Origin of the sequence: Thioalkalivibrio sp. ALE11 (genome assembly GCF_000381205.1) — a bacterium.
GTDB lineage: Bacteria > Pseudomonadota > Gammaproteobacteria > Ectothiorhodospirales > Ectothiorhodospiraceae > Thioalkalivibrio.
In genome coordinates this window covers 60748-77533 of record NZ_KB906165.1, presented here as the reverse complement: position 1 = coordinate 77533, position 16786 = coordinate 60748, and the positions used below count along the sequence as shown (strand labels likewise).

The 16786-nt window shown below is 68.1% G+C and carries 18 protein-coding genes; 12 read left to right on the top strand and 6 right to left on the bottom strand.

Annotated features, from left to right (window positions below; genetic code table 11):
* The 6 genes from atpG to F620_RS0102445 all read left to right on the top strand — a co-directional run bounded on the left by atpG (position 1) and on the right by F620_RS0102445 (position 6463).
* On the top strand, positions 1 to 861 hold the full coding sequence (gene atpG / locus F620_RS0102470; RefSeq protein ID WP_019569324.1) for a F0F1 ATP synthase subunit gamma: 861 nt from the start codon (positions 1 to 3) through the stop codon (positions 859 to 861).
* A gap of 56 nt (positions 862 to 917) precedes the next feature.
* Positions 918 to 2294, top strand: coding sequence for a F0F1 ATP synthase subunit beta (gene atpD / locus F620_RS0102465; protein ID WP_018868907.1), 1377 nt, complete (start codon positions 918 to 920; stop codon positions 2292 to 2294).
* A gap of 12 nt (positions 2295 to 2306) precedes the next feature.
* A complete protein-coding gene (locus F620_RS0102460; protein WP_026331288.1) occupies positions 2307 to 2729 on the top strand; it encodes a F0F1 ATP synthase subunit epsilon in 423 nt (140 codons plus the stop codon).
* 99 nt (positions 2730 to 2828) lie between these two features.
* The gene (glmU, locus tag F620_RS0102455; RefSeq protein WP_026331287.1) at positions 2829 to 4238 is read left to right on the top strand and encodes a bifunctional UDP-N-acetylglucosamine diphosphorylase/glucosamine-1-phosphate N-acetyltransferase GlmU; all 1410 of its coding nucleotides are present in this window, start codon (positions 2829 to 2831) and stop codon (positions 4236 to 4238) included.
* Positions 4239 to 4241: 3 nt separating this feature from the next.
* Positions 4242 to 6092 (top strand): glutamine--fructose-6-phosphate transaminase (isomerizing), encoded by a 1851-nt coding sequence (gene glmS / locus F620_RS0102450; protein WP_019569321.1) that lies wholly within the window; start codon positions 4242 to 4244, stop codon positions 6090 to 6092.
* A 74-nt stretch (positions 6093 to 6166) separates the two neighbouring features.
* Positions 6167 to 6463, top strand: a complete 297-nt coding sequence (locus F620_RS0102445) for a hypothetical protein (protein ID WP_019569320.1) — start codon at positions 6167 to 6169, stop codon at positions 6461 to 6463.
* Between the two features lie 418 nt (positions 6464 to 6881).
* Here the strand turns inward: F620_RS0102445 and F620_RS0102440 are convergent, their stop codons facing one another.
* From F620_RS0102440 to F620_RS0102430, 3 genes are read right to left on the bottom strand one after another with little or no spacing between them, the layout of a single operon-like run.
* Positions 6882 to 7424, bottom strand: a complete 543-nt coding sequence (locus F620_RS0102440) for a DJ-1 family glyoxalase III (RefSeq protein WP_019569319.1) — start codon at positions 7422 to 7424, stop codon at positions 6882 to 6884.
* Between the two features lie 13 nt (positions 7425 to 7437).
* The gene (locus F620_RS0102435; protein ID WP_019569318.1) at positions 7438 to 8700 is read right to left on the bottom strand and encodes a S41 family peptidase; all 1263 of its coding nucleotides are present in this window, start codon (positions 8698 to 8700) and stop codon (positions 7438 to 7440) included.
* 60 nt (positions 8701 to 8760) lie between these two features.
* Positions 8761 to 9951 (bottom strand): murein hydrolase activator EnvC, encoded by a 1191-nt coding sequence (locus tag F620_RS0102430; protein ID WP_026331286.1) that lies wholly within the window; start codon positions 9949 to 9951, stop codon positions 8761 to 8763.
* A 105-nt stretch (positions 9952 to 10056) separates the two neighbouring features.
* Between F620_RS0102430 and F620_RS0102425 the strand changes: the two genes are divergently transcribed.
* Genes F620_RS0102425 through F620_RS0102405 form a run of 5 tightly spaced genes read left to right on the top strand, consistent with a single transcriptional unit; the run spans position 10057 to position 12644 of the window.
* On the top strand, positions 10057 to 10344 hold the full coding sequence (locus tag F620_RS0102425) for a helix-turn-helix transcriptional regulator (protein ID WP_051073636.1): 288 nt from the start codon (positions 10057 to 10059) through the stop codon (positions 10342 to 10344).
* A 19-nt stretch (positions 10345 to 10363) separates the two neighbouring features.
* A complete protein-coding gene (locus F620_RS0102420; protein WP_019022531.1) occupies positions 10364 to 10792 on the top strand; it encodes a rhodanese-like domain-containing protein in 429 nt (142 codons plus the stop codon).
* A 1-nt stretch (position 10793) separates the two neighbouring features.
* Complete coding sequence (gene grxC / locus F620_RS0102415) at positions 10794 to 11084, top strand: glutaredoxin 3 (protein ID WP_018868917.1); 291 nt, start codon at positions 10794 to 10796, stop codon at positions 11082 to 11084.
* Between the two features lie 17 nt (positions 11085 to 11101).
* Positions 11102 to 11638 (top strand): protein-export chaperone SecB, encoded by a 537-nt coding sequence (gene secB, locus F620_RS0102410; RefSeq protein ID WP_018868918.1) that lies wholly within the window; start codon positions 11102 to 11104, stop codon positions 11636 to 11638.
* Between the two features lie 13 nt (positions 11639 to 11651).
* Positions 11652 to 12644, top strand: a complete 993-nt coding sequence (locus tag F620_RS0102405; RefSeq protein WP_019022530.1) for an NAD(P)H-dependent glycerol-3-phosphate dehydrogenase — start codon at positions 11652 to 11654, stop codon at positions 12642 to 12644.
* 9 nt (positions 12645 to 12653) lie between these two features.
* Here the strand turns inward: F620_RS0102405 and F620_RS0102400 are convergent, their stop codons facing one another.
* The gene (locus F620_RS0102400) at positions 12654 to 13118 is read right to left on the bottom strand and encodes a tRNA (cytidine(34)-2'-O)-methyltransferase (protein WP_019022529.1); all 465 of its coding nucleotides are present in this window, start codon (positions 13116 to 13118) and stop codon (positions 12654 to 12656) included.
* Here F620_RS0102400 and F620_RS0102395 point away from each other — a divergent pair.
* Positions 13117 to 14085 (top strand): dihydroorotate dehydrogenase, encoded by a 969-nt coding sequence (locus F620_RS0102395; protein WP_018947230.1) that lies wholly within the window; start codon positions 13117 to 13119, stop codon positions 14083 to 14085. The two genes, F620_RS0102400 and F620_RS0102395, sit on opposite strands and share 2 nt — an antisense overlap.
* 27 nt (positions 14086 to 14112) lie before the next feature.
* On the opposite strand, the gene ntrC is transcribed toward F620_RS0102395, so the two are convergent.
* Together ntrC and glnL are read right to left on the bottom strand one after the other, a co-directional pair.
* Positions 14113 to 15573, bottom strand: coding sequence for a nitrogen regulation protein NR(I) (gene ntrC, locus F620_RS0102390; RefSeq protein WP_019569316.1), 1461 nt, complete (start codon positions 15571 to 15573; stop codon positions 14113 to 14115).
* Positions 15570 to 16676 carry a nitrogen regulation protein NR(II) gene (glnL, locus tag F620_RS0102385; RefSeq protein WP_019022526.1) on the bottom strand — a complete coding sequence of 369 codons (1107 nt, stop codon included), beginning with the start codon at positions 16674 to 16676 and terminating at the stop codon, positions 15570 to 15572. The genes ntrC and glnL overlap by 4 nt, the downstream gene beginning before the upstream one ends.
* Positions 16677 to 16786 lie beyond the last annotated feature (110 nt).

Sequence of the window (16786 nt, the reverse complement as noted above, 5' to 3'; positions counted from 1 at the left end):
ATGGCGGGCACGAAGGAGATCCGGACGCAGATCAAGAGTATCCAGAATACTCAGAAGATCACCAAGGCCATGGAAATGGTGGCCGCGTCCAAGATGCGCAAGGCCCAGGACCGCATGCAGGAGTCCCGGCCGTACGCCGAAAAGATCCGCGACGTGATTGGTCACGTCGCGATGGCGAACGCCCAGTACCGTCACCCGTTCATGGTGGAGCGCGACGTCAAGCGCGTCGCCATGATCGTGGTGTCCACCGACCGCGGGCTGTGTGGCGGCCTGAACACCAACCTGTTCAAGCAGGCGGTCGCGGAAATGCGGCGCTACCGCGACGAAGGGGTCGAGGTGGATCTCTGCGTGTTCGGCAACAAGGCGCTGCAGTTCTTCCGGCGGCTGGGCGGCAACATCGTGGCGCAGGCCACGGATCTCGGTGACCGCCCGCACCTCTCCGATCTCATCGGAACCGTGAAGGTGTTGCTGGACGATTTCCGCGAGGAAAAGATCGATCGCGTCGTCCTGGTGGAAAACAAGTTCGTCAATACCATGACGCAGAAGCCGCAGGTCACGCAGCTGCTGCCGACCGCGCCGAGCGCGGACGAAGAACTGGAATACCACTGGGACTACATCTACGAGCCGGAGCCCTACGAGGTCCTGGATACCCTCGTCGAGCGCTACGTGGAATCCCTGATCTATCAGGCCGTGGTCGAGAACGTGGCCTGCGAGATGGCCGCGCGGATGGTGGCGATGAAGGCGGCATCCGACAACGCCGGCACGATGATCAAGGACCTCCAGCTGGTCTACAACAAGGCACGCCAGGCCGCGATCACGCAGGAGATTTCCGAGATCGTCAGCGGCGCCGCGGCGGTCTAGCGACCGCCTCCGGCAGGCCCGACGCGGCAAGAATTACGACTTAGAGGATTGAACGCATGAGCTCTGGAAAGATTGTCGAAATCATCGGCGCCGTCGTGGACGTGGAGTTCCCCCACGGCGAGGTGCCCAGGGTCTACGACGCCCTGACGCTGGAAAACGGCCTGACCCTCGAGGTCCAGCAGCAGCTGGGCGACGGGATCGTCCGGACCATCGCCATGGGCAGCACCGACGGCCTCAAGCGCCAGACCGCCGTGACCAATACCGGGGGCCCGATCTCCGTGCCGGTGGGCCAGGGCACCCTGGGCCGGGTGATGGACGTGCTGGGCCGCCCGGTGGACGAGGCCGGCGACGTGGAGACCGAAGAAAAATGGTCGATCCATCGCAAGGCCCCGAGTTTTGACGAACAGGCGGGATCCACGGACCTGCTGGAAACCGGGATCAAGGTCATCGACCTGCTCTGCCCCTTCGCAAAGGGCGGCAAGGTGGGCCTGTTCGGCGGCGCCGGCGTGGGCAAGACCGTCAACATGATGGAGCTCATCCGCAACATCGCCATCGAGCACAGTGGCTACTCGGTGTTTGCCGGCGTCGGGGAGCGTACGCGTGAAGGGAACGACTTCTATCACGAGATGAACGACTCCAACGTGCTCGACAAGGTGGCGCTGGTCTACGGCCAGATGAACGAGCCGCCGGGCAACCGTCTGCGCGTGGCGCTGACCGGCCTGACGATGGCGGAGTACTTCCGCGACGAAGGCCGTGACGTGCTGATGTTCATCGACAACATCTACCGTTACACCCTGGCCGGAACCGAAGTCTCGGCGCTGCTGGGCCGGATGCCTTCCGCCGTGGGTTACCAGCCCACGCTGGCGGAAGAAATGGGTGTGCTGCAGGAGCGCATCACCTCGACCAAGAAGGGCTCGATCACCTCGATCCAGGCCGTCTACGTGCCGGCGGACGACCTGACCGACCCGTCGCCCGCCACCACCTTTGCGCACCTGGACGCCACGGTCGTTCTGTCGCGCCAGATTGCCGAGCTGGGGATCTACCCCGCGGTGGACCCGCTGGACTCGACCTCGCGTCAGCTGGATCCGCAGATCATCGGGCAGCAGCACTACGACACCGCGCGTGCGGTGCAGGGTACGCTGCAGCGCTACAAGGAGCTGAAGGACATCATCGCGATCCTCGGCATGGACGAGCTGTCGGAAGACGACAAACTGGTCGTGGCCCGGGCGCGCAAGATCCAGCGCTTCCTGTCGCAGCCGTTCTTCGTTGCGGAAGTGTTCACCGGTGCCCCCGGCAAGTACGTGTCGCTCAAGGACACCATCCGTGCCTTCCAGGCCATCGTGGACGGTGAGTACGATCACCTGCCCGAGCAGGCGTTCTACATGGTGGGTACCATCGAGGAAGCCGTCGAGAAGGCCGACAAACTCGGCTAAGGAGCACCTGTCATGCCAATGACAATGCATGTGGACGTGGTCAGTGCCGAGGAATCGATCTACTCCGGCACGGCCGAGATGATCGCGGCCCCGGCCGAGGAAGGCGAGGTCGGCGTGTACGCCGGTCACCTGCAGATGCTCGTTCGTCTGAATCCGGGCGAACTGCGCATCCAGGAAAAGGAAGGGGCGGAGCCCCAGCCGGTGTTCGTCTCCGGGGGCGTGATGGAGGTGCAGCCGCGCCACGTCACGGTGCTCGCGGATACCGCGGTCCGTGCGAAGGACCTGGACGAGGCCGAGGCGATCGAAGCCAAGAAGCGCGCAGAGGAAGCCCTGGCCGACAAACAGGCCGACTTCGATTATGCCAAGGCGCAGGCCGAGCTCGCGGAAGCCGCGGCCCGGCTGCAGATGATCGAAAAGCTGCGTCGCCGCCGCTGATAGGGCGGCAGCCACGGCAGGGAAGGATCACAAGGCCGCCTCTCTCGGGCGGCCTTGTTGTTTGTGGTCCCGGCCGGGACTCGTTATGGAAGGATAATGGTGGAACCACTGCATCTGATCATACTCGCCGCCGGCAAGGGCACGCGGATGCGCTCGGCCCTGCCCAAGGTGCTGCAGCCGCTGGGTGGCCGGCCGATGCTGGCGCACGTGCTCGAGCGCGCGGACCGGCTGGATGCCAGTGCGGTCCATGTCGTGGTGAGCCACGGCCGGGAGGCGGTGCAGGCGGCCTTCTCGCAGCGTGAGGAGCTGCGCTGGGTGGATCAGGGGCACCCCGGGGGGACCGGCCATGCGGTGGCCCGCGCCCTGGAGGGGATCCCTGACGGTGCGCGGGTGCTGGTGCTGTATGGCGACGTGCCCCGTATCCCGTTGGCGGATCTGGAGGGGTGTGCCCGTACGCCGGAGACGCTCGCGGTGCTTGGTACCCGGGTGGCCGATCCTCGTGGCTACGGACGGCTGATCGAAGACGCGCGTGGCAATCTGGAGCGAATCGTCGAGGACAAGGAGACGGACGCTGCGGAGGCCGCCGTGAACCGCATCAATACCGGGGTCCTGGCCGGCGATGCCGTGGCCCTGAGACGCTGGCTGGGTGCGTGCGAGCCCCCGGCCGGTGCCGGGCGCGAGTGGTATCTGACGGATGTGGTGGCGGTGGCCCGCGGCGAGGGTCAGTCGGTGGCCCTGATCGACAGCCAGGACCCCGACGCGGTCCTTGGCGTGAACGACCGGGCCCAGCTTGCAGCGCAGGAGCGCCTGCTGCAGCGGGAAATCGCGGAGCGATCCATGCGCGAGGGCCTCGCGCTGGCGGACCCGGCCCGTTTCGATTGCCGCGGTACGCTGGAGTTCGGCCGCGACTGCCGGCTGGACGTGAATGTCGTGGTGGAGGGAACGGTGATCCTCGGCGATGATGTAGAAATCGGTGCGGGGTGCGTGCTGCGTGACTGTCGTATCGCTTCCGGCGCGCGGCTGCAGCCGTATACGGTGGTCGAGGGCGCCCGGCTCGGCGAGCGGGCCCAGGCCGGTCCGTTCGCGCGCCTGCGTCCGGGGGCCGATCTGGGGGAGGACGCCCGGGTCGGCAACTTTGTCGAGGTGAAAAACGCGCGCCTGGATTCCGGTGCCAAGGCCAACCATCTTGCCTACGTCGGGGATGCGCGGGTCGGTACCGGCGCCAACCTGGGGGCAGGCACCATCACCTGTAATTACGACGGGGCCAACAAGCATCACACCGAGATTGGCGCGGACGCGTTCATCGGCTCCAACACCGCGCTGGTCGCGCCGGTTTCCATCGGTGCGGGCGCGACCGTGGGCGCGGGCTCGACCATCAGCCGCGACGTGCCGGACGGCGCGCTGGCCCTGACGCGGGCGCCGGCACGGACCGTGGAAGGCTGGCAGCGTCCGGCGAAGAGACCGAAATCGGGCGAAACCGGCACCGAGGCAACGGAAGACGGGGACTGAACCATGTGCGGACTGGTTACCGGCATTGCCGAGCGCAACATCGTTCCGCTACTGATCGAGGGCCTGCACCGCCTGGAATACCGGGGCTATGACTCCGCCGGGGTCGCGGTCGCCCGCACGGCCGGCATTGACGTCGTTCGTACCGAGGGCAAGGTCGCCGCGCTGGAGGAGCGGGTCGCGCAGGCCGGGCTCCAGGGCCAGGCCGGTCTGGCTCACACCCGCTGGGCTACCCACGGGCGGCCCTCCGAGGCGAATGCGCATCCGCACCTGTCGCGCGATCGGCGCGTCGCCATTGCGCACAACGGCATCATCGAAAACCATGCGGCCCTGCGGGACGCCCTGGCGGCCGATGGCTGGAACTGTGCATCCGACACCGACAGCGAGGTCATCGCCCACCTGATCGAACAGGCGCTGGCTGCCGGGGACGAACCGGTGGCGGCCGTGCGCGGCGTCTGCGCCCGCCTCCAGGGGGCGTGGGCGCTGGCCGTCACCGTGGCCGATGCACCGGACCGGGTCATCGTCGCCCGTCACGGGTCGCCCCTGCTGATCGGTCTGGGGATCGGCGAGAACTTTGCGGCGTCCGACATGCAGGCACTGCTGCCGGTCACCCAGCGGTTCATCGATCTGGAAGAAGGCGACATCGCGGTCCTGCGACGCGATCGCGTCGAGATCGAGGATGCGCGTGGCAACACGGTCACTCGTGAGGCGCGCGAGACCCGCTGCGAGGTGACCATCGCCGATCGCGGCGACTACCGCCATTTCATGCTCAAGGAGATCCACGAGCAGCCGCGCGCGCTGGCCGAAACCCTGGCCGGACGGTTCGGTCATGACGGCGTGCTGCCGAATCTGCTCGGCCCGGACACCGACCGTCTGTTGTGCGACGTCACCTCGGTGCAGATCGTCGCCTGCGGCACCAGCTATCACGCGGGCATGGTGGCGCGGTACTGGATCGAGGATTATCTCGGCATGCCGGCACAGGTCGAGGTGGCGAGCGAGTACCGCTATCGCCGGCATGTGGTCGCTCCCGGGACCCTCCTGCTGGTGCTGTCGCAGTCCGGGGAAACCGCTGACACCCTGGCGGTGCTGCGCCAGGCGCGCGAAGAGCCCTTCGCCGCGCGGCTGGCCATCTGCAACGTACCCGAGAGCACCATGGCCCGGCTCGCGGACCTGGTATTGATGACCCAGGCCGGCCCCGAGATCGGCGTCGCCTCCACCAAGGCCTTCACCACCCAGCTCGCCGCGCTGGCCGTCCTGGTGCTCCTGCTCGGTGATACGGCGCGCACCGCGCGGCTCGGGGCCGCCGACCGCCAGGACGGCATCCGGGCGCTGCAGGCCCTGCCGGCGATGGCCGACGCCGCACTGCAGCTGGACGGGCGCCTCGCCCAGGTGGCGGAGCATCTGGTGGAGCGCCACCACGCGCTGTTCCTGGGGCGGGGGGTGCATTACCCGATTGCGCTGGAGGGCGCCCTGAAGCTGAAGGAGATCTCCTACATCCATGCGGAGGCTTACCCTTCGGGCGAGCTCAAGCATGGGCCCCTGGCACTCGTGGACGCCGAAATGCCGGTCATTGCGGTGGCACCGGATGACGCCCAGCTGGAGAAACTCGCGAGCAACCTGCAGGAGGTACGGGCCCGCGGCGGCGAGCTGATCGTGATCGGCGAGGAGGCGGCGGCACGCGCCCTGGGCCCGGATGACACCTGGGTCGGCATGCCCCACGACGGCCCGTTGAACTCGTGGATCGCTCCGGTTCTCTTCGCGATCCCGTTGCAGCTACTCGCGTATCACACCGCCGTGCTCAAGGGCACCGACGTGGACCAGCCGCGCAATCTGGCCAAATCCGTGACCGTGGAATAGTCCGCATGGCTTGTATTGCCACGCCGGCTTCGCTAGATTCCCCGGCGTCCTAAAAACCGTGACCGGAGTACCCCATGGATCAGCAACAGATCAATCAGCGCTGCGTCGAACTGTTCAACTCGCCGCGGGTGCAGACCAAGATGTGGAGTCCACGCATGTTCTGGGAGGTGGGGCGCCACCTGAACGTGACCTCCGACCAGCTGACCGATCCGAAGGTGGACGTCGCCGAACTGGAAGTGATGCTCTCGGCCGCGGCCTACGAGCCGTCGCAGTGCGCGGACGAGGTCAACCAGCGCGAAAGCGGCCGTGCGGACTTTATCCGCCGTGCCGTGCAGTCCGGACAGCGCCCGTTCCTGCGCCGCGCCGACTGAGGCGATTTCCGTGGTCGGCCTCCGCGTAGGAGGCGAGCCCCCTCGCCGACCCGGCGCAGGCGATTGGCCGAACGCAAAATCGGCCGGAGGGCCGGCCTCCTGCCGGGGCCAGGGTTCGACCTGCCCGTAGGAGGCGAGCCCCCTCGCCGACCCGGCGCAGGCGATTGACCGGACGCAAAATCGGCCGGAGGGCCGGCCTCCTGCCGGGGCCAGGGTTCGACCTCCTCCCTGTAGGAGGCGAGCCCCCTCGCCGACCCGGCGCAGGCGATTGGCCAGACGCAAGATCGGCCGGAGGGCCGGCCTCCTGCCGGAGCCAGGGTTCGACCTCCTCCCTGTAGGAGGCGAGCCCCCTCGCCGATTCGGCCACCGATTCGGCCCTCTCGCCGATCCGATATCCCGTCCGTTCCGGCGGCCCGCCTCAGGCCCGCAGGAGCGGACCCTCGACCGCCTCACGGGCCTCGCGGCCCGCCAGTTCCTCGATGACCGCCAGGGTGAAATCCATCGCCACGCCGGGCCCGCGCCCGGTGATCACGTTACCGTCGATTTCCACGGCCGCACCGCTCGACTCCACTCCGGTGCCGTCGAGGGCGCCGGTAAAGCAGGTCGCCCGGCGATCCTGCAGCAACCCGGCCTGCGCCAGCACCTTGGGGGCCGCACAGATGGCCGCCAGATGCCGGCCGGCTTCCGCCTGTTTCTGCAGCCGTGCGATCAGCCGCGGGTCATCGCGCAGGTGATTCGCGCCCGGCAGTCCCCCGGGAATGGCAATCAGATCGAAATCCCCGCCGACGGCCGTTTCGAGCTCACTGTCCGGCTGGATCACCGTAGCGCGCGAGCAGGTGACCGGCCCGGCCTCCTGACCGGCCACCGTGACCTCGAAGCCGGCCCGCCGGAACAGGTCGATCATGGTCACGGCCTCCAGCTCTTCCGAGCCGGAGGCCAGAGGTACGAGCACTCGCGTCATCGAGCTCCTCCCGCTAGCGTCCGTTGTAGAAGTTCAGGCCCTTGAGGAGATTGAGGGCCTCGTTCAGGCCAAAGTCGCGCTCGGCCAGGCTTTCTTCTTCCTCGTCATCGACATCGTCCGGCAGGTCGGGCCGCGCGGGCGAGTCGTCTTCCGAGCGCGACACCCGCAGGGTCTCGTCCAGCGCGATGTCCGGGGTGATCCCTTCGTCCTGGATGGACCGGCCGTCCGGGGTGAAGTAGCGTGCGGTGGTCAGCTTGATCCCGGTCTGCTCCGACAGCGGCAGGATGGTCTGCACCGATCCCTTGCCGAAGCTGTTCTGCCCCATGATGATCGCGCGACCGTGGTCCTGCAGAGCACCCGCGACGATCTCCGAAGCCGACGCCGAGCCGCGGTTGACCAGTACCACCATCGGCACGCCATCGAGGACGTCTCCCGGCGAGGCGTCATATTCGATCTGCGCCTCGTCCAGCCGGCCCTCGGTGTAGACGATCCGTCCTCCGTCCAGGAAGGCGTCGGACACGCCCACGGCGCCGTTGAGGATTCCGCCCGGGTTGTTGCGCAGGTCCAGGACCAGGCCCTTCAGGCCGTTGGCCTCCTTGAGCTCCTCGATCGCGCTGACCAGATCCCGCGCCGTGCGCGTCTGGAAGTTGCTGACGCGTACGTAGCCGTAGCCGTCTTCCAGCATCTCGGAGCGGACGGATTCCACCTGGATGATGTCGCGCGTGATGGTGATCTCCAGCGGCTGATCCTCGCCGTCGCGCACCACCGTCAGGGTGATGTCGGAACCCTGTTCGCCGCGCATCCGGCTGACGGCATCCGACAGGGTCATGCCGCGCACCGAGTCGCCGTCCAGACGCACGATGAGGTCACCCGCCTGGATGCCCGCACGATCCGCCGGCGTGTCGTCGATCGGAGCGATGACCTTCACGAAGCCGTCTTCCATCCCGACCTCGATCCCGAGGCCGCCGAACTCGCCCGAGGTTCCCGCTTCCATGTCACGGAAGTCGTCCTCGTCGAGGTAGGAAGAGTGCTCGTCGAGCCCCGTCAGCATGCCCTGAATGGCGTTGTCCAGCAGCTCGCTGTCGTCGACTTCCTCGACGTAATTGCGCTTGATGCGCATGTAGACGTCGGTGAAGCGCTGCAGGTCCTCGACCGGCAGTGCCGACAGACCGGCGGCATCGTCGCGCCCGGCGTACACGCCCACGGACACGCTCAGCATGATGCCCAGAACGAGGCCGGTGAGCAGGCCGTAGCCGGAGTGGAAAAGCTTGTTCATCAGAGTATCCCTTGTCCGAGGTCTTTCTGCGGATATGCGCCCAATTCTAGCATTCCGCCCTTACTGTGACGGCCACCATGCCTGCGGGTTCAATGTCTGCCCCTCCCGCCGTACTTCGAAGTACAGTCCCGGCGCGATGGCGGGACTGCCTTCCCCGGCGCGACCCACCGGCTCGCCTGCATCGGCCGATTCCCCCGGCCCGGCCAGGATGTCTTCGAGGTTGCCGTACAGCGTCAGATAACCGTCCCCGTGATCCAGGATCACCAGGAACCCGTAGCCCTGCATCCAGTCCGCATAGACCACACGACCCTGATGCACTGCCCGCACCGGCGCGCCGGAGGGCGCCTCCAGTACCACTCCGTTCCACTGGCTGCGCAGACTGCCGCGGCGTTCGCTGCCGAAATCGCGGATGACCGGCGCATCCACCGGTCGCGGCAACTCCCCTTCAAGATCCGCGAACGGGACGTCCGGATTGACTGCGCGGGACCGAGGGGGCGCCTCCTCGCCCGTTTGCTCTTCGGCGGTGGTGGCATGGCGTTGCTCTTCGATCTCCGTGATCACGCGATCCAGGGTCTCGGCGTTGCGTTCGAGGCGCTCCAGCTCGAGTGCCTCGTCTTCCATGGCCGCCTCGAGCTCCTCCAGTGCCGCGCGGCGGGCCGCTTCCTGGCGCTCCAGCTCGGCCATCGCTTCGCGGGTTTCGGTTTCGCGACGTGCCAGCCGTTCGCGCTCCTCGGTCAGATCGGCACGCGCCGCCCGCAGCTCCTCGATCCGTGCGTGCAGGTCTGCCAGGGCCCGTTCCCGCGCCTGCTGAATGGCGGACGCGTAAACGGGGTGGTGCCGCTGTCCGTCTTCCGTCGGTCGGTCACGCTGCCCGTGGCGCGCCTGCAGCCACTGGTCATGCACCAGTCGCGCGGCGTCGCGTCGCTGCTCGTGCAGCCGTTCCTCGCGCCGGGCCACGCGCGCCTCGTGCTCGGCAATCACCTCCTCCTGGGCCTCGCGGCGGCGTTCCAGCTCATCCAGTCGTTCGCGTTGTTCGCCCGCGCCCCGGGCGGACGCGGCGATCCGGTCTTCCAGATCGGCGACTGCCGCGCGTCGTTCCTCCAGCGAACGTTCGACGTCCCGGATGGCCTCCAGGGTCTTTTCCAGCTCCGCCTCGGGTTCCAGCGCCGTGGCCGGCACGGCAACCAGCAGGCCCGCCAGCAGCAGGCCAACCCATGAAAGCGACAGGGACAAGATTGCGTGAATCCGCATATCGGGGTACGTTTGCGTTCTAATATTCTCACCCAGTGGCAGGGGTCTTGCCCCTCCGAACGAGAGGCTGCCGTGAGCGACGAACCGTGCATCGAAGACGAACTGATGTCGCAGGACGAGGATATCGAGCGGGCCTCGCGCTCGCTGAAGGCCATGTCCCATCCGCTGCGGCTCAAGATCCTGTGCATTCTGGGCGACCGGGAGGTCAGCGTACAGGAAATCGTGGATCAGGTCGGGACCTCGCAGAGCAATATTTCCCAGCACCTCGGAATCCTGCGTGACAAGGGCATCCTGGCCACGCGCAAGGACGCCAATCGGGTCTATTACCGCGTGGGGGACTCCCGCACCCTGCGCCTGATCGGTATGATGCAGGACGTCTTCTGCCGTTCCTGAATCCCGACCGGTCTCCCGCATGCTTGAACGACTGCCCGAATTCCTCGCCAACAACCCGATTCTGACGGGCGCCCTGGTCGCGGTGCTTGCCCTGATCATCTACGCCGAGTTCCGGCGCCTGACACGCAAGTACCGCGAGCTGGCGCCCACCGAAGCGGTGCGCGTGATGAACCAGGATGATGCCCTCGTGCTGGACGTGCGCGAGCACAACGAGGTCTCCGGCGGCCGCATCGGTGGCGCGAAGCATATCCCCATCGGCGAACTGAAAAAGCGCATGCAGGACATCGAGGCGTGGAAATCCAGCCCCGTCGTGGTCTATTGCCGCAGCGGCAACCGGTCCTCCATGGCCGCGAACCAGCTGACGGCGGCCGGCTTCGAGGACGTGGTCAATCTCTCCGGTGGCATCCAGGCATGGGAAAATGCGGGCATGCCGCTGAAGAAGAAGTGACATGCGCTTCGAGGTCTACTCTACCGGGCATTGCCCGTTCTGCATCCTCGCCCGCCGCCTGCTGAACCAGCGCGACCTCGGCTTCGACGAATACCGCATCGACCGGGACTCCGGGCTGCGCCACGAGATGGAACAGCGGGCGGACGGACGCACCAGCGTCCCGCAGATCTTCCTGGGGGACACCCATATCGGCGGCTACGATGAACTCCAGGCCATGGAACGGTCCGGCGAGCTGGACCGCCTGATCGAGGCCTGCGGGGGCGTGGACGCCGGCGATTCCACGAACACCTGAAAGGATCCGAACGCACCATGGCTGAAGAAAACCAGACCGACGCGGCCGCACAGGGCGGCCAGGGCTCCGACGGCCCCGAATTCTCCATGCAGAAGGTCTTCATCAAGGACCTGTCCTTCGAGGCCCCCGGCGCCCCGGAGATCTTCCTCAAGGAATGGAAGGGCGAGACCGGCATCCAGCTCAACACCCAGGCGCGCCCGGTGGGCGAGCAGGAAGGGGTCTACGAGGTCGAGCTGGGCCTGACGGTCACCACCGAATCCAACGGCGAGACCGGCTACCTGGTCGAGATCAAGCAGGCCGGGGTGTTCATCGTGCGCGGTTTTTCCGAGGAGCAGCGCAATCAGCTGCTGGGCGCCTACTGCCCCAATGCGCTGTTCCCCTTCGCCCGCGAGACGGTTGCCGACCTGGTCCTGAAGGGCGGATTCCCGCAGCTGCTGCTGCAGCCGGTCAACTTCGACGCGCTGTATGCCAAGCACCTGAAGGAACAGCAGGAAGGTTCGGGTCAGGGCCAGGGAGGCAACGGCGCCGCCGTCACGGCCAGCGAAAACCCCTGAGCCGGCCCGGCGCATGCGCATCGCGGTACTGGGGGCCGGTTCCTGGGGGACCGCCCTGGCGGTGCATGCCGCACGCCTGCACGACGACGTGCGGCTGTGGGGGCGTTCGGCCGAGACCGCCGAGCGCCTCCAGCGCGAACGCGAGAATCCCCGCTATCTCCCGGGCCTGACCTTCCCGCGCAACCTGCGGGTGACCGCCGCGTCGGAGGTCGTCGACGGCGTCGACCTGGTGCTGGTGGTCGTGCCTTCGGGCGCCTTCCGCGAGACCCTGCGCTGGCTGCGGCCCCGGCTGGAACCGGGGCAGGTCGTGGCCTGGGCCACCAAGGGGCTGGAAACCGGGACCGGTGCCTGGCTGCACGAGGTGGCCGAGGCGGAACTCGGCCCCGGACAGCCGGCGGCCCTGATCTCCGGGCCTTCGTTCGCCGCCGAGGTCGCGCGCGGTCAGCCCACTGCCCTCACCGCCGCCTCGGCCGACCCGGAGCGCCGGCGACGTCTGGCGGATGCCTTCCACGGCGGTTCCATGCGCATCTACGGCAACCCCGACGTGATCGGCGTGGAGCTGGGCGGGGCGTTCAAGAACGTCCTCGCGGTGGCCTCCGGTATCGCCGACGGGGCCGGGTTCGGCGCCAACGCCCGCGCCGCGCTGCTGACCCGCGGGCTGGCCGAGTTACAGCGCCTGGGCGAGGCCCTGGGGGCGCGGCCGCAGACCCTGACCGGGCTGTCCGGCCTCGGCGATCTGCTGCTCACCTGCACCGACGACCAGTCGCGCAACCGCCGCGTCGGTCTTTTGCTGGGCCAGGGTTACGACCTGGCGACCGCGCGCGAGCGGGTGGGCCAGTCGGTGGAAGGGGTCGAGACCGCGCGCGTGGCAGTGGAACGCGCGCATGCCGCCGGCGTGGAGATGCCGATCTGCGAGGAGGTGCACGCGGTGCTCTACCGTGGCCGGCGGGTGCACGACGCGGTGCGGCGCCTGCTGGAGCGCGACCCGGTCGCCGAGAATATCTGACCCATCGGCTCATTCGCCGCCGGCGAAGTCCAGCTGGCGCCAGGCCTCGTAGATCACCGCCGCGACCGAATTGCCGAGATTGAGGCTGCGGCTGCCGGGCTGCATCGGCAGCCGCAGGTGTCGCTCCTCCGGGATCGCGTCCAGTTCCTGCTGCGGCAGGCCGCGGCTCTCGGGGCCGAACAGGAAGGCATCGCCGGCGGCGAACGCCGGGGTATCAAAGCGGCAGGTGCCGCGCGTGGTGATCGCGAACACCCGCCGCGGGGCCACGGATTCCCGCCAGGCGGCCAGGCTGTCATACTCGCGGACCCGGGCCCATTCCCGGTAATCCAGCCCCGCGCGGCGCAGCCGGCTCTCGTCGAGGCTGAAGCCCAGCGGGTGGATCAGATGCAGGGCCGCCCCGCTGTTGGCGGCCAGACGAATGACGTTCCCGGTGTTCGGCGGGATCTCGGGCTGATACAGGACGATGTGAAACATGAGCGAAGCGCGCGACGATTCGCGGCTCTCCCTGGAATTCTGCGGGCTGCATTTCAACACGCCTCTGGTGCTGCTGTCCGGCTGTGTCGGCTTCGGCGAGGAATATACCCGGGTGGCCGGCTTTTCCAACCGCGATGCCGGCGCGGTGTGCCTCAAGGGCACCACCGGGGCCGCACGGCCCGGCAACCCCCCGCACCGGGTGTACGAGACCCCGGAGGGCATGCTCAACGCCATCGGCCTGCAGAACCCCGGGGTCGAACAGGTGGTCGGCGGGATCCTGCCGGGGCTGGATTACGACGAGACGCGCTTCATCGCCAACGTCTCCGGCTCCACCATCGAGGAATACATCGCAGTCACCCGGGCCTTCGACGATTCCCCGGTGGACGCGATCGAGATCAACATCTCCTGCCCCAACGTGAAGGAAGGCGGGGTCGCCTTCGGCAATGACCCGGACATGTCCGCGCGGGTGGTCGAGGCCTGTCGCTCGGTCACGCAGAAGCCCCTGATCACCAAGCTCTCGCCCAACCAGACCGACATCGCCGAGAACGCCCGGCGCTGCATCGAGGCGGGTACCGACGGCTTTGCCGTGATCAACACCCTGATGGGCATGGCGGTGGACGCCGAGAGCGGCCGCGCGGTGATCGGCAACAACCAGGGCGGACTTTCGGGCCCGGCGATCAAGCCGGTGGCGCTGCTGAAGGTCCACCAGGTCCACCAGGTGGCCAGGGCCCATGGCATCCCGATCATCGGCCAGGGCGGGGTCACCCGCGCCGAGGATGCCCTGGAGTTCCTGCTCGCGGGGGCCAGCACCGTGGGCGTGGGCACCGGGCTGTTCTACGATCCGCTGTGCCTGCCGAAGATCCTCGCCGGCATCAACGACTACATGGACCGCCACGGGATCGGCCACGTGAGCGAGCTGACCGGGCGGCTGCAGCTGAACGAGGGGTTCTCCGGCTGCGGCGCCTGACGCGCCGGCAGCGCCCGGGCCCGCCGGTTACGGTCGCTCCTCGTTCATACCCAGCTCCTGGATCTTGCGCGTCAGCGTGTTGCGGCCCCAGCCCAGCAGGGCCGCGGCCTGCTGGCGGTGTCCGCCCGTGGCCCGCAGCGCCTCGCGGATCAGCGTGCGTTCCATCGCCGGCTGCAGGCTTCCCAGCACGTCCCGGTCACCGCGTTCCCAGTGCTCGCGGGCCACGCGCGCCAGTTCATCGGTCCACTCCCGGGGTTCGATCGGCACGGCCTGTGCCGGTCCCGGTCCCGGTTGCGGCGTGCCCGTGGACCGGGGCGCGTCATCGCGGCGCAGTTCCGCCGGCAGGTCGTCCAGGTGCACCTCACGTCCGGAGGCCATCACCGTCAGCCAGCGACAGGTGTTTTCCAGCTGGCGCACATTGCCCGGCCATGGCAGGCGCTGCATCTCCGCGACTACCTCGGGGCGCATCACCTTGGGCTCCACGCCCAGTTCGGTGGCCACCTCGCTCATGAAATGATTGACCAGCAGCGGGATATCTTCCGGCCGCTCGCGCAGCGACGGCACATGGATGCGGATCACGTTGAGGCGGTGGAACAGGTCCTCGCGGAACTGCCCCGCGCGCACCCGCTCTTCCAGGTCCTGGTGGGTCGCGGCGATGATGCGCACGTCGGTATGGATGGGGGTATGCCCGCCCACCCGGTAGAAAGTGCCGTCGGCCAGCACCCGCAGCAGGCGGGTCTGCAGGTCGAACGGCATGTCGCCGATCTCGTCGAGGAACAGGGTCCCGCCGTCGGCCTGCTCGAAGCGGCCCTTGCGCGTCTGGCTGGCGCCGGTAAAGGCCCCCCGCTCGTGGCCGAACAGCTCGCTCTCGAGCAGGTCCTTGGGGATGGCCGCGGTGTTCAGGGCGATCAGCGGCTGCCCCGCCCGCGGACTGTGCTGATGCAGCGCGCGTGCGACCAGCTCCTTGCCGGTGCCCGATTCGCCGTTGATCAGCACCGTGATGTTGGAGCGTGACAGGCGGCCGATGGCGCGGAACATCTCCTGCATCGCCGGCGCCTCGCCGATGATGGGGGTTTCCTCGGCGCTGCCCTCGTCGGGCGTTGCGGCCGCCAGGCTGTCACGGCGGGCCTCCAGGGCACGCTGCACCAGGGCCACCGCCTCGTCCACGTCGAACGGCTTGGGCAGGTATTCGAACGCTCCGGTCTGGTAGGCGCCCACCGCGCTCTCCAGATCGGAGAATGCGGTCATGATGATCACCGGCGGCGCGTCACCCCGGCTCTGCATGCGCGCCAGGAAATCGAGCCCGTTGAGCCCCGGCATGCGAATGTCGGCGACGATCGTGTCCGGGGTGTCTTCCGTCTCCAGGGCCGCCCATGCCGCGTCGGCGGACTCGAATCCGCGCACCGCGATATCGGATCGGCTCAGGGCGCGTTCCAGCACCCAGCGGATGGAATCGTCGTCGTCGATGATCCAGACCGTTGGATTCATGCGTCGGGGCTCTCGCTGGCGGGCGGTCCGGCCACGGGCAGGAGGATGTCGAAGCGCGTGGAGCCGGGCCGTGAATGGCATTCGATCAGGCCGTCATGCAGCTGGACCAGGCTCTGCGCGATCGGCAGGCCGAGGCCGGTGCCGCTGTCGCGGCCGGTGACCATGGGGAAGAAGATCCGCTCGCGGACCTCCTCGGGGATTCCCGGCCCGTTGTCGCGCACGCTCAGGCGCGCGACCAGCCGGTGGCGTTTGCCGGAAACGGTGTACTGGCGCAGGATGCGCGAGCTGAGCACGATCTCGCCCTCGTCGCCCAGCGCCTGCAGGGCGTTCTGCACCAGGTTGAGGAGCGCCTGCACCAGCATGTCGCGATCCGCTTCGATCTCCGGGATCGAAGGGTCGTAGTCGCCGCGGATCTTCACGCCCAGCGGCAGCTGGACGCTGATCAGGCCGCGCACATGCTCGAGGACCTCGTGCAGGTTAAGAGGGGCGCGCTGCGGCATGTTGTTGGGGCCGAGCATGCGGTCCACCAGCGAGCGCAGGCGGTCGGCCTCATGGATGATGATGCGCGTGTATTCGCGCAGGTCGGGATCGTCCAGTTCTCCGGCCAGCAGCTGCGCGGCGCCGCGCAGCCCGCCCAGCGGGTTCTTGATCTCGTGCGCCAGCCCGCGCGTGACCGCGCGCGAGATGGCCTGCTGCTTCTGCAGCTGTTCCTCGCGCGAGATGCGTTCGTGCCGGTCGATTGCGCTGAGTTCGAACAGCAGCCGTCCGGGTTCGTCACCCTCGCCGTGCAGCGGCGTGATCACCACGTCGGCCAGGAAGCTTTCCGCGCGCAGCGGTTCCAGGCGCCGCGCACGCAGGGTGATCGGCTGGTCCCGGGTCAGGGCGTTGCGCAGACGGGTGGTCAGGTTGCGGTCCAGATGCAGCCACTGGCCGAGCGGGTGACCGAGGATGCGCTCGCGGCTGAGGCCCAGCAGGACCTCGGCCGCGCCGTTCATCGCCTGCAGCCGCAGATCCCCGTCGGTGACCATCACGGCCGTGGACAGGTCGTCCCACCACGGGGGGGTGGGCAGCGAGGCGGGCGAAGGGGGCGTATGCGGGCTCATCACCCGGCTTCAAGCATGAAGTGCGCCAGAATGGCCACGAGGGCGTCGCAGCGCTTCGTCCGGGGGCGTTGTGCGGTGGCGCTCTGATGAGGTGCAGTCATTGCCCTATT